The organism is Streptomyces sp. NPDC004327 (genome assembly GCF_042873935.1).
Lineage (GTDB): Bacteria > Actinomycetota > Actinomycetes > Streptomycetales > Streptomycetaceae > Streptomyces.
In genome coordinates this window covers 80,972-96,205 of the sequence record NZ_JBIAME010000014.1, presented here as the reverse complement: position 1 = coordinate 96,205, position 15,234 = coordinate 80,972, and the positions used below count along the sequence as shown (strand labels likewise).

The 15,234-nt window shown below is 74.2% G+C and carries 12 protein-coding genes; 1 reads left to right on the top strand and 11 read right to left on the bottom strand.

The features are described 5' to 3' along the window. Positions 1 to 191: 191 nt before the first annotated feature. The gene (locus tag ACFYU9_RS36070; protein WP_389347852.1) at positions 192 to 1,775 is read left to right on the top strand and encodes an alpha/beta hydrolase; all 1,584 of its coding nucleotides are present in this window, start codon (positions 192 to 194) and stop codon (positions 1,773 to 1,775) included. 63 nt (positions 1,776 to 1,838) lie between these two features. Here ACFYU9_RS36070 and moeZ read toward each other — a convergent pair whose 3' ends face one another. From moeZ to ACFYU9_RS36015, 11 genes are all read right to left on the bottom strand, one after another. Next, complete coding sequence (gene moeZ, locus ACFYU9_RS36065) at positions 1,839 to 3,017, bottom strand: adenylyltransferase/sulfurtransferase MoeZ (protein ID WP_389208232.1); 1,179 nt, start codon at positions 3,015 to 3,017, stop codon at positions 1,839 to 1,841. Positions 3,018 to 3,092: 75 nt separating this feature from the next. Further along, positions 3,093 to 3,848 (bottom strand): spherulation-specific family 4 protein, encoded by a 756-nt coding sequence (locus ACFYU9_RS36060; protein WP_389347850.1) that lies wholly within the window; start codon positions 3,846 to 3,848, stop codon positions 3,093 to 3,095. Next, on the bottom strand, positions 3,836 to 4,795 hold the full coding sequence (locus ACFYU9_RS36055; protein ID WP_389208228.1) for an NAD-dependent epimerase/dehydratase family protein: 960 nt from the start codon (positions 4,793 to 4,795) through the stop codon (positions 3,836 to 3,838). The genes ACFYU9_RS36060 and ACFYU9_RS36055 overlap by 13 nt, the downstream gene beginning before the upstream one ends. Before the next feature lie 175 nt (positions 4,796 to 4,970). Continuing rightward, on the bottom strand, positions 4,971 to 6,212 hold the full coding sequence (locus ACFYU9_RS36050; protein ID WP_389347848.1) for a hypothetical protein: 1,242 nt from the start codon (positions 6,210 to 6,212) through the stop codon (positions 4,971 to 4,973). Between the two features lie 13 nt (positions 6,213 to 6,225). Further along, a complete protein-coding gene (locus tag ACFYU9_RS36045; RefSeq protein ID WP_389347846.1) occupies positions 6,226 to 7,995 on the bottom strand; it encodes a DUF3492 domain-containing protein in 1,770 nt (589 codons plus the stop codon). Positions 7,996 to 8,209: 214 nt separating this feature from the next. Further along, positions 8,210 to 9,823 carry an ABC transporter ATP-binding protein gene (locus ACFYU9_RS36040; RefSeq protein ID WP_389208222.1) on the bottom strand — a complete coding sequence of 538 codons (1,614 nt, stop codon included), beginning with the start codon at positions 9,821 to 9,823 and terminating at the stop codon, positions 8,210 to 8,212. After that, on the bottom strand, positions 9,820 to 10,809 hold the full coding sequence (locus tag ACFYU9_RS36035) for an ABC transporter permease (protein ID WP_389208220.1): 990 nt from the start codon (positions 10,807 to 10,809) through the stop codon (positions 9,820 to 9,822). Before ACFYU9_RS36035 ends, ACFYU9_RS36040 begins: the two co-directional genes overlap by 4 nt. Next, positions 10,806 to 11,789 carry an ABC transporter permease gene (locus ACFYU9_RS36030; protein ID WP_389208218.1) on the bottom strand — a complete coding sequence of 328 codons (984 nt, stop codon included), beginning with the start codon at positions 11,787 to 11,789 and terminating at the stop codon, positions 10,806 to 10,808. Before ACFYU9_RS36030 ends, ACFYU9_RS36035 begins: the two co-directional genes overlap by 4 nt. After that, a complete protein-coding gene (locus ACFYU9_RS36025; protein ID WP_389347844.1) occupies positions 11,786 to 13,516 on the bottom strand; it encodes an ABC transporter substrate-binding protein in 1,731 nt (576 codons plus the stop codon). Before ACFYU9_RS36025 ends, ACFYU9_RS36030 begins: the two co-directional genes overlap by 4 nt. 177 nt (positions 13,517 to 13,693) lie before the next feature. After that, complete coding sequence (locus ACFYU9_RS36020) at positions 13,694 to 13,789, bottom strand: Ms4533A family Cys-rich leader peptide (RefSeq protein ID WP_389208214.1); 96 nt, start codon at positions 13,787 to 13,789, stop codon at positions 13,694 to 13,696. 110 nt (positions 13,790 to 13,899) lie between these two features. Next, positions 13,900 to 15,234, bottom strand: coding sequence for a DUF3152 domain-containing protein (locus ACFYU9_RS36015; RefSeq protein ID WP_389347842.1), 1,335 nt, complete (start codon positions 15,232 to 15,234; stop codon positions 13,900 to 13,902).

Sequence of the window (15,234 nt, the reverse complement as noted above, 5' to 3'; positions counted from 1 at the left end):
GGGGGCGGGTGCGCCGGGGGGGGGGGCCGGGCGCGGGGGGCCCGGGGGGGGGCGCCCTGGGGGGGGGGGGGGGGGGGGGGGGGGGGCCCCCGCGCCCCCCCCCCCCCCCCCCGCCCCCGACCACCATCGGGACACCACCCGCATGGCCCTCCTCCCGCGCGGCGCCCCGGCGGCCGACCCAGGATGGGTCCATGCCGATCTCCGCCGCCCACCGCACCGCCCTGCTCACCGCGACGCTCACCGCGACCGCCCTGCTGCTGGCCACCGGGTGCTCCGACGACGGGGGCACGGCGGCGGCCCCCGAGTCCAGCGGGCCCACCGGGCTCGACCGGCTCGCGGCGCAGAAGGTGGAGTGGGCGCCGTGTCTGCCACCGAACGCGGCGGAGGGCGGCGGGCCCGCGCCGACGCCGCTGCCCGGCGGGACGCCCTGGGAGTGCGGTTTCATGGCCGCGCCGCTCGACTACGCCAAGCCCGACGGCCCCACCGTCGACCTCGCCCTGATCCGTGCCAAGGCCCGCGACCAGGGACAGCGGATCGGCTCGCTGATCTTCAACTTCGGCGGCCCCGGCGGTTCCGGCGTCACCGGGCTGCCCGGCTTCGCGAACGACTTCGAGTCGCTGCGCTCCCGCTACGACCTGGTCTCCTTCGACCCGCGCGGGGTCGGCCGCAGCAAGCCGGTCGAATGCCTCGGCGACAAGGAGCTGGACGCCTTCTACGCCCTGGACTTCACGCCGGACGACGCCGCCGAGGAGAAGACGCTCGGCGACGCGCAGAAGAAGTACGCGGGCGCCTGCGAGAAGCAGTCCGGCACGCAACTGCCGTACGTCGGCACCGAGAACGCGGCCCGCGACATGGACCTGATGCGCCGGGTCCTCGGCGACGAGAAGATGCACTACTTCGGCATCTCCTACGGCACCGAACTCGGCGGCGTCTACGCCCATCTCTTCCCGAAGAACGTGGGCCGGGCCGTCTTCGACGCCGTCGTGGACCCGGCCGCCGGTGTGGAGGCGGGCGCGCTCGGGCAGGCCCAGGGCTTCCAGCTCGCGCTCGACAACTTCGCCAAGGACTGTCTGGCGCGCGCCGAGCAGTGCGTGCTGCCCGGCTCGTCGGTCGCCGAGATCGAGGGGTTCATCACGGACCTGCTGGCCTCGCTCGACAAGAAGCCGATCCCGGGCATCGGCGACCGGAAGCTGACGCAGACCCAGGCCACCAACGGCATCGCGCAGGCCCTGTACTCCAAGGAGTTCTGGCCGTATCTGGAGCAGGGCCTCGACGAGGCCGACGGCGGCAACGGCGCGCTGCTGCTCGCGCTGTCCGACTCGATGAACGGCCGCGACCAGAACGGCGTCTACAGCAACATCCAGGCGGCCAACGCCGCCATCAACTGCGTCGACTTCAAGGACCGCTTCACCCTCGACCAGGCCAGGGAGAAGCTGCCCGAGTTCCGCGCGGTCTCCACGGTCTTCGGCGACTTCATGGGCTGGGGCCTGGCGAGCTGCGCCCCGTGGCCGGTGCCGGGCACCTGGGCCCACCCGGACGTCTCGGCCCCCGGCTCCGCCCCGATCCTCGTCATCGGCAACACCGGCGACCCGGCCACCCCGTACGCGGGCGCCCGGTCGATGGTGGACGCGCTCGGCAAGGGCGTCGGCGTGGAGCTCACGTACAACGGCCAGGGCCACGGCTCGTACACCAGCGGCAGCAAGTGCGTGAAGGCGGCGACCGACGCGTACCTGCTGAACGGGACGGTGCCGGCGTCCGGCACCACCTGCGGCTGACGACGAAGGGGCCCGGATCCGTCAGGCGGATCCGGGCCCTCTTCGCTCACTCGGTCAGCGCGATCAGTAGACCGGCTTCTCCGGCTCGATCTGGTGGACCCAGCCGATGACGCCGCCGCCGACGTGCACCGCGTCCGCGAAGCCCGCGGACTTCAGCACGGCGAGGACTTCCGCACTGCGGACACCCGTCTTGCAATGCAGGACGATCCGCTTGTCCTGCGGCAGGTCCTGGAGGGCGTTGCCCATCAGGAACTCGTTCTTCGGGATCAGGCGGGCGCCCGGGATGGAGACGATCTCGTACTCGTTCGGCTCGCGGACGTCGATGATGTCGATGCTCTCGCCGTCGTCGATCCACTCCTTGAGCTGCTTCGGAGTGATCGTGGAGCCGAGCGCGGCCTCCTGGGCCTCCTCGGACACGACGCCGCAGAAGGCCTCGTAGTCGATGAGCTCGGTGACGGTCGGGTTGGCGCCGCAGACCGCGCAGTCGGGGTCCTTGCGGACCTTGACCTGGCGGTACTGCATCTCCAGGGCGTCGTAGATCATCAGGCGGCCGACCAGCGGGTCGCCGACGCCCGCGAGGACCTTGATGGCCTCGGTGACCTGGATGGAGCCGATGGACGCGCAGAGCACGCCGAGGACGCCGCCCTCGGCGCAGGACGGGACCATGCCCGGCGGCGGCGGCTCCGGGTAGAGGCAGCGGTAGCAGGGGCCGTACTCGGACCAGAAGACCGAGGCCTGGCCGTCGAAGCGGTAGATGGAGCCCCACACGTACGGCTTGTTGAGGAGCACGCACGCGTCGTTGACCAGGTAGCGGGTCGCGAAGTTGTCCGTGCCGTCGACGATCAGGTCGTACTGGCTGAAGATGTCCATCACGTTCTCGGCCTCGAGCCGCTCTTCGTGGAGGATCACGTTCACGTACGGGTTGATGCCGAGGACGCTGTCGCGCGCCGACGCGGCCTTGGAGCGGCCGATGTCGGACTGGCTGTGGATGATCTGGCGCTGCAGGTTCGACTCGTCGACCTCGTCGAACTCCACGATGCCGAGCGTGCCCACGCCCGCCGCGGCCAGGTACATCAGGGCCGGGGAGCCGAGCCCGCCGGCGCCCACACAGAGCACCTTGGCGTTCTTCAGCCGCTTCTGTCCGTCCATCCCGACATCAGGGATGATCAGGTGGCGGGAGTACCTGCGGACCTCGTCAACGGTGAGCTCGGCAGCCGGCTCGACCAGGGGTGGCAGCGACACGGAGACCTCATCAATACAGCTGGTCGGGATGTCATTACGACGGTTGTTCTCCCCATAACACTGCCATGGCCCTCCTCATTCCGAGACACCCCGTCCGATCCGCGAGACGATTTCGTCCCAGTAACCGGGCAGCGTGTGGAATTGGTCGCTTTGTCCCGGACGGGCCCGGCGGTCCGTCATGAAGACCGTGCCGGCCCCCTGCCAGCGGGCGATCCGGAGCGCTTCGTCCAGATGTGTCCTGGGCACTCCGTGGACGAGGTGGACGAACCTCGCGGCCGGGTGGTCGGCCGTCCACTCCGCCACCTGCGACCAGCGGTAGTCGGTCCAGGAGCCGGAGAAGGTGACGAGCTGGTCGGCGGTCTCCGCGTAGCCCGGGTACGGGTGGGTGCCGTGGCCGAGGACGAGGTGGACGTCGCCCTCGGCCGTGCTCTCGCGCAGCGCCTCCAGGGTGCCGGCGATGCGCCGTACGCCGGGCAGGTCGGCCCGGTCGGAGGGACACCGGTCCAGGTAGTAGCCGTCGGCCCGGTACCAGTCGAGGTAGCGCTGGGCGTCCGAGACGACCTCGCCGAAGGGGCGCGAGCCGTGCGCCAGGTCGATGTGCCCGAGCACCCGGACGCCCGCGTTCCGCAGCTTGCCGGCGGCCTCCAGGCAGTGCGGGTCGGGCCGCCCGCCCGGCCCGTCGGCGACGTTGAGGACGGCCCAGTGCACGGGCGTGCCGGGCCGGGTCAGCTCGGCCCACTCGACGGGGGCGAGCAGGGGGTGGGCGTAGCCCGGGACGCCCACCCCCATCCCGGTGACCGTCCCGGTGCCGGTGGCGGTCAGATGCGGCATGCCGCCTCCATCCAGATGTCCGCCAGGGACTCCTCCAGGTTGATCCGGGGCCGCCAGCCGAGCCGGTCGCGGGCGGTGCGCACGTCGGCCTGCTGCCAGGGGCCGCAGCCGTCGGGGTACGGGTAGGGGGCGGCGGCCAGCTGCTCGGCGATGGTGGCCTCGGTGCGCGGGGCGCCGATGACCGGGCGCGGCGGCCCGTCGAGCTCGTGGAGCTGGCCGGTGTATCCGGCGACCCTGGCGAGGACGGCGGCGGCGTCGCGGAGCTTCACGGCCCGGCCGGTGCCGATGTTGACGACGCCCTGGGCGGCGGAGAGCGAGGCGGCGTGCACGGCCCGGGCCACGTCCCGGACGTCCACGAAGTCCCGTTGCACGCCGAGGCCGCTGAGCTTCAGCTCGCCGTCGCCGGCCTGCATGGCGCGCCGCATCGCCTCGGCGAGCCGGCCGAGCGGGGAGCCGGCGGGGGTGCCGGGACCGACGGGCGAGAAGACCCGCAGTACGACGGCGTCGAGGCCGGAGCCGAGGACGAGTTCGGTCGCGGCGAGCTTGGACACGCCGTACGGGCCGCCGGGCCGTGGCATGGCGTCCTCGGCGGTGGACGAGCCGGGCTGGCTCGGCCCGTACTCGGAGGCGCAGCCGACCTGGACGAGCCGGGCGCCGCAGCCGCTGCGGCGCAGGGCCTCGCAGACGGTGGCGACGGCGACGGTGTTGTGCCGGGTGAGGTCGCGGGCGCCGCCGCGGGTGGCGCCGGCGCAGTTGACGACGACTCCGGGGTGGACCGCGTCGAAGAACCGGGTCAGCGCGCCGGGGCTGCCGGTGGCGAGGTCGAAGCGCACGTCGGCGTCGTCGCCGCGGCCCAGCGCGGTGAGGTGGACGGCCGGGTCGGCGAGCAGGCGGTCGGCGACGAACCGGCCGATGAATCCGTTGGCTCCGAGCAGCAGCACCCTCATCGTGCGGCCCCTTCGTGCCGACCGGCCGTGGTGGGGAGGTGGTGCGTCATGTCTCTTTCGTCTCCTTGCGAGGTGTCGGGTACGGGGAGGCACGCCCGCGGCGTCGGCTCCGCGGGGTGCGCGGGGTGCACCGGTGGGGGGTCAGGCGGGCAACGGGTCGGGGCCTGGTGGGGGCTCAGGCGTGGGCCGAGGCGCGGGAGAGCGCGCCGGTGGCGTGGATCAGCAGGGCGAGGGCCGCCGTGCCGCAGATCAGGGTGGGCAGGGCCGCCGGTCCCCAGAGGGCGACGACGGCGCGGACGGGGGTGTCGAGGGCGGCGCAGCCCGGCAGGCGGGCGGCGAGGACGCTCGCGAGGACGAGGGCCTCGGCGGAGGCGGTGGCCATGAGGACGCTGTCGGCGGCCTCGGCGAAGCCGTGCACCGCGAGCAGCCGGGCGAGCAGCAGCAGGGTGCCGAGGGCGAGGGCGCCGGGGTGGAAGCCGGTGAGGACGAGCAGTCCGGTGAGGGCGGCGAGGTGGAGGGCGACGCTGCCGAGGAGCAGGGGTCTGGTGCCGGCGGCGAAGTCGGCGAGGCCGCGGCTGACGGCGAGTCTGCGCCGGGCGCGGGTGGCGAAGAGGTGGGCGCACCAGGCGGCGGGGGCGACGGAGAGGGCGAGGGCGAGCAGCGGCCCGGTGTCGAACAGCCACTCGGTGCCGGCCGGGCCGTCGAGCGGGGTGACGACGGTCGGGGCGCCGTCGGGTCCGCCGCGGAGCAGCTGGTCGAGGGCGCCGTCGCCGGCCGCCGCGTAGGCGAGGAGCCAGAGGGTCCACAGCGGGGTGGCGAGGAGGGGGCGGCCGCCGGCGCGCAGCGGGCCGCGGCGCACGGCGGCGAGCACGGCGGCGCCGAGGCCGAGCGCGCCGAGCACTCCGGTCGTGGTCCGCGCGGCCCCGATGGTGAGCGCGAGCCCGGTGGCGACGAGGGCGGCGACGGCGCCGGGCGCGCAGGTGGCGAGCGCCCACGCGGTCCACGGGGTACGGGCCGGGGCGGCGGGCGCGGCGGGAGTGCGGGGGCTCTCGCCGCGCGGCACGCGCGCGTAGAGCTCCTCGGCGAGCGAGAAGACGTCCCGGTGCCGGAAGCGGGCGGCGGTGCGGTCGGTGACGCCGTGGGCCTCCAGTCCGGCGGCGATCTCCAGGGCGTCGACGGCGCGTTCGCAGAGCTCGCGGTGACGGTGCATCAGCGCCTTGACGGGGTCGGCGGGGCCGCGCCGGGGCCGTGCGGGCGGTTGCGCGGACGACTGGACGGGTTCCGGGGCCGGCTGCTGAATCGCTTCGGCAAGGGCTTCCGCGGCTTCCGGCGCCGGGGCGAGGGCGGGGGCCTTGAGCAGGGCCTCGGAGCGGGAGTCCCAGGGGCCGGGGCTGGTGGGAGCGGCGGGGCCGCGCATGGCTGTGCCTCCTTCAGGCATCGGACTCTCCCGTTCCGGCCGTGGCGGTGACCGGCTGGTCCGCCCAGCTGCCCGGCACATGGGCCTCGGCGGGGTGGGCGAAGGGCACGCCGCGGCTGGTCCGGCGGCGGACCGGCGAGTGGGAGAGGAGTTCGAGGTAGATGCCGCGGAACGCCGCGAGGTTCTGTTCGACGGTGAACAGCTCCAGGGCCCGGGCGCGGGCGGCGGCGCCGAGGCGGTACCGCCGCTCGGGGTCGCGCAGCAGCGCGAGGCAGGCGTCGGCGAGCGCCTTGGGGTTGCGGGGCGGGACGACGAGCCCGGTGCCGCCGATGACCTCGACGACCGCGCCGACGTCGGTGGAGACGGTGGCGCGGGCGCAGAACATGGCCTCGACCAGGCCGGCCGGGAAGCCCTCGACGACGCTGGAGAGGACGACGACGGCGCTGGCGGCGTAGGCGTCCTCCAGGGTGGGGGCCTCGGGGCCGCCGAGCTCCTCGAAGGAGACCGGGTTCTCGCCGACGGCATGGGCGCCGCTGGCCTCGTCGGGGAAGAGCTGCTCGGCGAGGCCGCGGCAGTGGGCGAGGTACGCGGCGGCGCCCGGCTCCCGTACCGGCGCGGCGATGATCCGCAGCCGGGCGTCGGGCTGCCGGCGGCGCACCTCGGCGAAGGCGTGCAGCAGCGCGACGAGGTCCTTGGCGGGTTCGACCCGGCCGATCCAGGCGAGGGTCGCCGGGTCGCCGCTCTCCTCGTCCTCGCCGACCTCGGCGAAGCGCTCGGCGTCCATGCCGGGGTGGACGGTGCGCAGCCGGGCCCGGTCGGCGCCGCACTTCTCCTGCCAGCGGCGGGCGTGGGTGTTGCCGGGGGTGAGCAGGGCGGCCTGCCGGTAGACCTCGCCGGCGAGCCGGCCGTGGAAGGCGGCGAGCAGGGCGCGGACGGGGGTGGGGAGCGGGGCGCCGGTGGCGGCGAGGTAGTGGGCGCGGAGCTGGACGCCGTACTCGGTGACGAGCAGCGGGGTGCCGAAGAAGCGTTTGGCCAGCAGGCCCGGGAGCGCGGCGGCCCCGGCGGAGGCGGCGTGGCAGAGGTCGACGAGCGCGAGGCCGCCGCCCGCCGGGGCGCCCGTACCGTCCGCGCCGGAGTCCGTCTCGTCGTACCAGTCGAGCGAGAGCGGGCGCAGCGCGCGCTCCAGCTGTTCGGTGAAGGCGAGCTGGTCGGGGACGGTGGCGGCGGCGACGGCGCGGCGGGCGCCGGGCGCGCGGCAGGCGGACTCCAGGATCCGGACGGCGGGCTCGGAGCGGAGCGCGGCGGGCAGTCCGCCGTGCTCGCGGGCGAGTTCGGCGAGCCCGTAGAGCCCGGCGGCGAACCGCCCGGCCCCGGACTCCCTGGCCCCCGGCTCCCGGTCCTGGGATTCCCGGGCCCAGGACCCCTGGGCCCCGGACTCCCCGGTCCCGGACCCTCCGGCCCCGCTCTCCTCGTCCCCGGCGCAGATGCCGTGCGCGAGTTCCGCGAACGCGGCCTCGAAGCGCCGGCGTTCGCGCCGGCCGTAGCCCGTGCGGCGGGCGAAGGGGGCCGTCTCGCCGGCGGCGTCCCGGAGCGGGGCGGTGCGCACCGCGCGCACGTTGGGCGGCAGGTACGGGCGACGGCCGGTCTCCTGGCGGGCGTCGCGGCTGAGCGCGTAGACGTCGAACTCGTGCGGTGCGAGGCCGCGGACGAGCCGGTCGCACCAGAGGCCGGACTCACCCGTGGCGTACGGATAGCCACTCTCCGTGAGCAGTGCGATCCGCATGAGCAACACCCCCGTTCTCCCGTGACGTCTGCCGTGCCGGCGGGCACCGGTCGGTCCGGCGACCCGCGGCGGGAAGAACGTAAGCGGACATGACGGTGGCGCGACGGACGGTTGTCCGTCGCGCCACCGGAAGGGGTGAATGCTCGTAACTTTCGCACCGCGGTCGCGTTCCGTGGCGCTACGGGCTCGTGGGGTGACTGTCCGTGCGGTGCCGTCAGGCCGCGGCGGGGGTCCGCTCCAGGGCCGGGACGGCGGCGAGCAGCCGTCGCGTGTACGGGTCCTGGGGCGCCCCGTACACCTCCTCGACGGTGCCCTGTTCGACGATCCGCCCGGCCCGCATCACGGCGACCCGGTCGCTGACCTGCCGTACCACCGCCAGGTCGTGGGCGATGAAGACGAGGCCGAGGCCGAGTTCGGCCTGGAGGTCGGCGAGCAGGGCGGTGACCTGGGCCTGGGTGGTGACGTCGAGCGCGGAGACGGGCTCGTCGCAGACGATCAGGCGCGGCCGGGCGGCGAGCGCGCGGGCGATGCCGACGCGCTGGCGCTGGCCGCCGCTGAACTCGTGCGGATAGGCGTCGTACCGGTCGGGGTCGAGGCCCACCCGGTCGAGCAGCTCGCGCACCCGGTCGCGGACGAGCGTCTCGTCGCGCTCGCCTGCCGCGCGCAGCGGGTCGGCGACGGACTCGCCGATCGAGCGGCGCGGGTTGAGGGAGGAGACGGGGTCCTGGAACACCATCTGGAGCTCGCGCCGGTGCGGGCGCAGCTCCTTCTCCGACAGCCCGCCGATCTCCGTCCCGTCGTACCGCAGCCGGCCGCCGGTCGGGTCGAGGAGGCGGACGAGCATCCGGCCGAGGGTGGTCTTGCCGCTGCCGGACTCGCCGACGACGCCGAGGGTCTCCCCGGCCCGCACGGTCAGCGACACGCCGTCGACGGCGGTGACCTTCGCCTTCCCGCGCCCGAACTCGCGCCGCAGGTCGACGGCTTCGAGCAGCGGCTCGCCGAGGGCCGGCGCCGAGGGCGCGGGGCGCAGCGGCCCGTCGAGCCGGGGCACGGCGCCGAGCAGTTCGCGGGTGTACGGCTCCGAGGGCGCGGCGAGGACCCGGGCCGCGGGCCCGCGTTCGACGGCCCGGCCGCCGCGCATGACGAGGATGTCGTCGGCGCTCGCGGCGGCGACGCCGACGTCGTGGGTGACGAGCAGCAGGGCCGTGCCGGTCTCCTGGCGCAGTTCGCGCAGCAGGTCGAGGATCTGGGCCTGGACGGTGACGTCGAGCGCGGTGGTCGGTTCGTCGGCGACGAGGAGCCGCGGTTCGCAGGCGAGCGCCATGGCGATGAGCGCGCGCTGGCGCATGCCGCCGGAGAACTCGTGCGGGCGGGCGCGGGCGCGGCGGGCGGCGTCGGGGATGCCGACGCGGTCGAGGACCTCGACGGCGCGGGCGCGGGCGGCCTTCTTGGATCCAGGATGGTGGATCCGGTAGACCTCCGCGATCTGGTCGCCGATCGCGTAGTACGGGTCGAGCGCCGACAGCGGGTCCTGGAAGACCATCGCCGCCACCCCGCCCCGCAGCCGCCGCAGTTCGGCGGGCCCGGCCGATCCCACGTCGATGCCGCCGACGGTGACCCGGCCCGCGACGCGGGCGCCGGTGCCGCGGTGCAGCCCGAGGAGGGCGCCGGCCACGGTGGACTTGCCGCTGCCGGACTCGCCGACGAGGGCGAGGGCGCGGCCCGGTTCCAGGGTGAAGGAGAGGTCGTCGACGGCGGTGACGGAGTCGCCGAAGGCGACGGTGAGGCCCTCGACGGTGACGACGGGGCTCGTGGGGACGGTGCTCATGCCAGGACCACCCTTCGGTCGGCGACGGCGTAGAGGAGGTCGGCGACGACGTTCGCCAGGACCACGGCCACTCCGGTGACGAGCACGATGCCCACGACGACCGGCAGGTCGATGTGGCGCACGCCGTCGATGAGGGTCTTGCCGAGGCCGGGGAGGCCGAAGAGGGACTCGGTGAGCACGGCTCCGCCGAACATGGTGCCGAGGTCGATGGCGCTGAGCGCGATGACGGGCGGCAGGGCGCCGCGCAGGGCGTGCCGGGTGACGATCGAGCGCTCCCCCACCCCGTAGGCGCGGAAGGTGCGGATGTGGTCCTCGGCCAATGTCTCCAGGGTCGAACTCCTGGTCAGCCGCGCGTATTTGGCCGACTCGAAGAAGCCGAGCGTGAGCCAGGGCAGCAGCATGTTCCAGGCCCACTGCTCGGGGTCCTCGCCGAGCGGCACATAGGTCGGGAAGGGCAGCCACTGGAGGTAGGCGCAGACCGCCATGAGCAGCAGCAGGCCCAGGATGAAGACCGGGGTTCCGGTGCCGGCGAGGGTGAGCACGGTCAGGGTGCGCTCGGTGATCCCGCCGCGGCGCAGCGCGGAGAGCAGCCCGGTGCCGACGCCGACGCCGAGCCAGATCACCATGGCGCCGAGCGCGAGCGAGGCGGTGGCCGGCAGCCGCTCCAGGATGATCTCGGTGACCTGCTGGTCGTTCTGGTACGACAGGCCGAGGCAGGGCGCGTCGCAGTGCAGCACGCCGGTGCCGGTGGAGTAGTCGCGGCCGGCCACCACGCCCTGGAGGAAGTGCAGGTACTGGGCGAACACGCTCTCGTTCAGGCCGAGTCGTTCGCGGACCTGGGCGATCTGCTGCGGGTTGCAGCGCTCGCCGCAGGCGAGCCGGGCGGGGTCGCCGGGCGCGACGTAGAAGAGCGCGTAGACGACGACGGAGAGCGCGAGGAGGACGAGCGCGGCGCCCGCGAGCCGCTTGAGGGCGTAACGGGTCATCGGGAGGTCTCCTTTCGCGTGCCCGCGCCGAGCCGGCCGGCCTCGCGCGGGTCGAGGGCGGCGCGGACGGCGTCGCCGAGCACGGTGAAGGCGAGCACGGTCACGAAGAGCAGTCCGGCCGGCAGCAGCACGTACGCCGGGTCGGCCCGGAACCAGGTCTGTGCGGTGGACAGCATCTGCCCCCAGGACGGGGTGGGCGGGGTGACGCCCACGCCGAGGAAGGACAGCGAGGCCTCGGTGACGATGTTGCCGGGCACGAGGAGGGCCGCGTAGGTGAGCACGGGCGCGGCCAGCGAGGGCAGCAGTTCGCGCCGGGCGGTCCGCCAGGGCCCCGAGCCGGCGAGCCGGGAGGCGGCGACGAAGTCGAGGCTCTTCAGCGTGAGCGTCTGGGCGCGCACGATCCGGGAGGTGCCGGCCCAGCCGATCACTCCGATGACCAGGATCAGCAGCAGCGGGCGCGGGAAGTCGTGGGGGACGACGGCGGTGAGCGCGATGGCGAGGACGAGGAACGGCAGGGCGAGGAACACGTCGGTGAACCGGCCGAGGGCGCCGTCGATCCAGCGGTTGCCGAGTCCGGCGGCGAGGCCGATCAGCACGCCGAGGAGGATCTGGACGACGGTGGCGCCGAGCGCGACGAGCAGCGAGATCCGGGCGCCGTGGAGGAGCCGGACGAAGAGGTCGCGGCCGGTGCCGGGTTCGACGCCGAGCCAGTGCTCGGCGCTGATCCCGCCGAAGGAGCCGTACGGGACGCCGCCGCGGGCGGAGTCGACGAGGTCGTCGTGGTAGGTGTGCGGGTCCTGGCCGGCGAGGGCGGCGAGCAGCGGCGCGCCCGCGGCGAGCAGCACGAGCAGGACGAGGACGGCGGCGGCGGTGAGGGCGGCGGGGCGGGTGCGCAGCCGGCGCCACACCTGCCGGGCGGCGCCCGTGGCGGCGGGGGTGCCCGCCGCCACGGGTGCCGGGAGATCGGTCGGCACGGTCACTTGACGGAGACCTGCGAGACGTCGAGGACTCCGGTCCAGTCGCTGATGACGACGTTCTTGACGTCCTTGCCGACGAGCCGCTTGTAGACGGGGTGGAAGAGCGGCACGTCGAGGGCCTGCTCGCCGATCTTCTTGTCGAGGGCGCCCCAGCGGGCGGCGGCGGCCTTGAGGTCGGTCAGCTTGTTGATCTCGTCGATCTCCTTGTTGACCGCGGGATCGTTCAGCTGGGCGTGGTTGTAGTTGGAGCCGTTGGTGACGATCTGCCGGCCGTCGAAGATCGGCGCGAGGAAGGGTCCGCCGGCCGGCCAGTCGGCGCCCCAGCGGGAGAGGAAGATGCCGGGCGCGTCCTTGACGCTCCAGCGCTTCTCGTTGAAGGCGTTGGGCTGCTGGCCGTCGAGCTTGACGGTGATGCCGGCCTTGGCGAGCGCCTCCTGGATGGCGGTGGCGATCTCGGGGCTGGTGGCGCGGTTCTGGGCGGTGGAGTGCAGCAGGGTGACGGTCAGGCCGTTCGGGTAGCCGGCCTCCTTGAGCAGCTGCTTCGCCTTCGCCGGGTCGCCGGTCTTCCCGGCCGGGAAGTGGTCGTAGGGGGTGAAGCCGAAGGACTTCTGCTCGGGCAGGAAGGTGGTGGCGGGCTCGGCGAGCGCGGAGCCGCCGGCCGCGTTGACGACGCTGGTGCGGTTGACCGCGTACGAGATGGCCTGGCGGACCTTGGGGTTGTCGAAGGGCTTCACCTTGGGGTTGAAGGCGATGTAGTTGGTGAAGCCGAAGTGGCCGGTGCCCACGCGGGCGGCGAGCGCCTTGTCGGAGCCGACCTGGGCGAGTTCGGCGGGGCCGAGGTTGGTGTCGGTGGTGACGGCGGCGGCGTCGGCGCCCGCGGAGGTGGCGAGCCGCTGGTTGATGACGGCCTCGTCCAGGCCCGACCGGACGTCGATCCGGTCGGGGTAGGCCTTGCGCTCGTCGTCGGTCTTCGGGTCCCAGTGCGCGTTGCGCTCCAGGACGAGGTGCTCGCCGTCGTTCTGGTTCGTCACGACCTTGTACGGGCCGGAGGAGACGGGGTGCTCCTCGTACTTGGCGCCGGTGTCCTTGGCCTTGGGGACGGGCGTGAACTGGGTCTGGGTGGCGACGAAGGGGAACTCGCCCTCGGGCTTGCGCAGCTTGAAGACGATCGTCTTCGCGTCGGGCGTGACGATCGACGCGAGGCCCTTGGGGTCCTTGTAGGGGCCCTGGTAGGTCTCGCCGCCGACCAGCCAGTCGCGCAGGTAGGGGGCGCCGCCGGAGAGTTCGGCGGCGAAGGAGCGCTCGATGCCGTACTTGATGTCGGCGCTGGTGATGGGCGTGCCGTCCTCGAACTTCAGCCCGTCCTTGAGGGTGTACGTCCACTCGGTGGCGTCCTTGTTGGGGCGGCCGGTGTCGGTGGCGAGGTCGGGGACGACCTCGGTGCCGGCGGCGCCCGCCTCGCGGTTGCGGGTGGTGAGCGTACGGAAGACGAGGGACGGGATGTTGCCGCCGCCGGAGGTGTAGAGCCGGGCCGGGTCGAAGTCGGTCTGCGCCTCGCTGTTGAGGACGGAGAGCGTGCCGCCCTTCCGCGGGGCGCCGTCCGCGCCCTTGCCGGCGGATCCCCCGCCGGCGGCGTCCTCGGGTCCGGCGCAGGCGACGGCGCCCGAGGCCAGGACGAGACTGACGGCGGCGGCCGCCACGCGGCGCGAAATCACGGACGATGGACGCATCGAAGGAACCTCTCGGGTGAACTGCGGGAAGGAGAAAGGGAGTTCCGCAGGCACGCCGAACCGGATCAGGCCCGGAGGGTGAGGAGGAAGAGCGCGCCCACGGGAAGGGAACCCGGGCGCGGGAAAGCGGGAAACGGCTCTACGAGGTGCAGGCCGACGCGCGCGCTCGGGCGGGCGTCAGCGACAGAGGATGTCGGCGACCGCGTGGCCGGTCACGCCGAAGAGCGCCAGCTCAAGGGCGGCGCGCTCGGTGGTGACGGCTCGGTTCGACATGCCGAGAAATATGGACGAACGCCTGAACGATGTCAACGCGCACAGGACGATTATGAGACGCCGTTCCCACTATGTGGACAACGGATCCCGGAGGGCCGACCGACGGCCCGTCAACTCTCCGGATGCACCCACGAGTTCGGACGGCACTTGATCCCGTCGATGTCCAGCGACTTCGTCTGCTGCTGCATCACCGGAGCGAGCGCGCCCGGCGTGCGGCAGCTCACATGGCTGTGCCCGAGCCGGTGCCCGACCTCGTGGTTGATGAGCATCTGGCGGTAGGCGTGCATCGCCCGCGGGCCGTAGGTGACCGAGCCCTGCGCCCAGCGGAACGCGTTGATCATCACGCGCTCGGTGGAGGCCGAGTCGCAGGACACGTTGTCGACCGTCGTGTCGAGACCGGACTTGGCGCACCAGGCGCCGGTGGTGCCCGGGCTGGCCAGCGTGATGACGAAGTCCGGCTTCCCGGTCGAGATCCGCTCGAAGGTCATCTCGTCCTTGCCGGCCCAGCTGCGCCGGTCGTTGAGCGTCTTCTGCACGGCCTCGGCGAACAGCGTCCCGTCGAGCGCGAGCCCCTTCTCCACGTCCACCCGGTAGCGGATCCTGCGCCCCTTGCCGGGCGCCTTGTCGAACCCGCCCACGGCCTGGAACTCCCCCGACCCCTTCAAGTGCGGGTCGATGGGGAACTGGCGGGCCATCAGCTGCTCGTACGTCGGCGGCGCGGCGGGCCGCGCCGGCGCGGCCCGGTCGTCGGAGCGCGAGGCCGGGCTCGCGGCGCCGACGCGGTCGGCGGAGTCGTCGGCCGCGTGCGTCGCGCGCGAGCCGTCGCCGTCGCTCTCGGCGACCTGGCCGGCGACGACGACGGCGAGGACGGTGGTGATGGCGGCCGCGGCGATCCCGGTGAGGGTACGGCCGAGGGCGCCGCCCGGCTTGGCCGCGGGCTGCGGCGGCTCCGCGGGCTCCTCGGCGGGGACCGTCTCGCGGCGCGGCGCCGGTATGAACGGGGCCGCGGGACCGGTGGACGGGGCGGGCGCGGCGGGCGCGGGCTTCGCGTAGGGGTAGCGGGCGGCTGGGGCCGCCGCCTCGGCGTGGGCCGGATGCCCGCCGCGTACGAGGGGCCGGCCGGCGGTGTCGTACGGCCCGGGGCCGCGCGGCGCGGCGTGCGCGGGCGTTCCGTACCCGGGCGTTCCCTGCGCCGGAGTGCCGTGCGCGGGAGTGCCGTACACCGGCGTGCCGTGCGCGGGAGTGCCGTGCGCGGGAGTTCCACGGCCCGGCGTGCCGTACGCCGGCGTGCCCTGGCCCGGCGTGTCGTCGTACGTGCTGTCGTACCCGTCGTCGTACGGGCGCGGGGGCCGCGGTGCCGCCGGGGGCTGCTGCCCGCCGCTCCGCCTGCGTCGCCCCGTCCCCGGCCCCGGCCCTGCGGCCTCCCGCTGACCGGTGTCGCTCAC

Excerpts from the sequence above, each read along its gene's own strand:
- ACFYU9_RS36035 (WP_389208220.1), bottom strand. The coding sequence starts at position 10,809 with ATGACCCGTTACGCCCTCAAGCGGCTCGCGGGCGCCGCGCTCGTCCTC.
- ACFYU9_RS36060 (WP_389347850.1), bottom strand. The coding sequence starts at position 3,848 with ATGCCGCATCTGACCGCCACCGGCACCGGGACGGTCACCGGGATGGGG.
- ACFYU9_RS36020 (WP_389208214.1), bottom strand. The coding sequence starts at position 13,789 with ATGTCGAACCGAGCCGTCACCACCGAGCGCGCCGCCCTTGAGCTGGCG.
- ACFYU9_RS36055 (WP_389208228.1), bottom strand. The coding sequence starts at position 4,795 with ATGAGGGTGCTGCTGCTCGGAGCCAACGGATTCATCGGCCGGTTCGTC.
- ACFYU9_RS36040 (WP_389208222.1), bottom strand. The coding sequence starts at position 9,823 with ATGAGCACCGTCCCCACGAGCCCCGTCGTCACCGTCGAGGGCCTCACC.
- ACFYU9_RS36050 (WP_389347848.1), bottom strand. The coding sequence starts at position 6,212 with ATGCGCGGCCCCGCCGCTCCCACCAGCCCCGGCCCCTGGGACTCCCGC.
- ACFYU9_RS36070 (WP_389347852.1), top strand. The coding sequence starts at position 192 with ATGCCGATCTCCGCCGCCCACCGCACCGCCCTGCTCACCGCGACGCTC.
- ACFYU9_RS36045 (WP_389347846.1), bottom strand. The coding sequence starts at position 7,995 with ATGCGGATCGCACTGCTCACGGAGAGTGGCTATCCGTACGCCACGGGT.
- ACFYU9_RS36025 (WP_389347844.1), bottom strand. The coding sequence starts at position 13,516 with ATGCGTCCATCGTCCGTGATTTCGCGCCGCGTGGCGGCCGCCGCCGTC.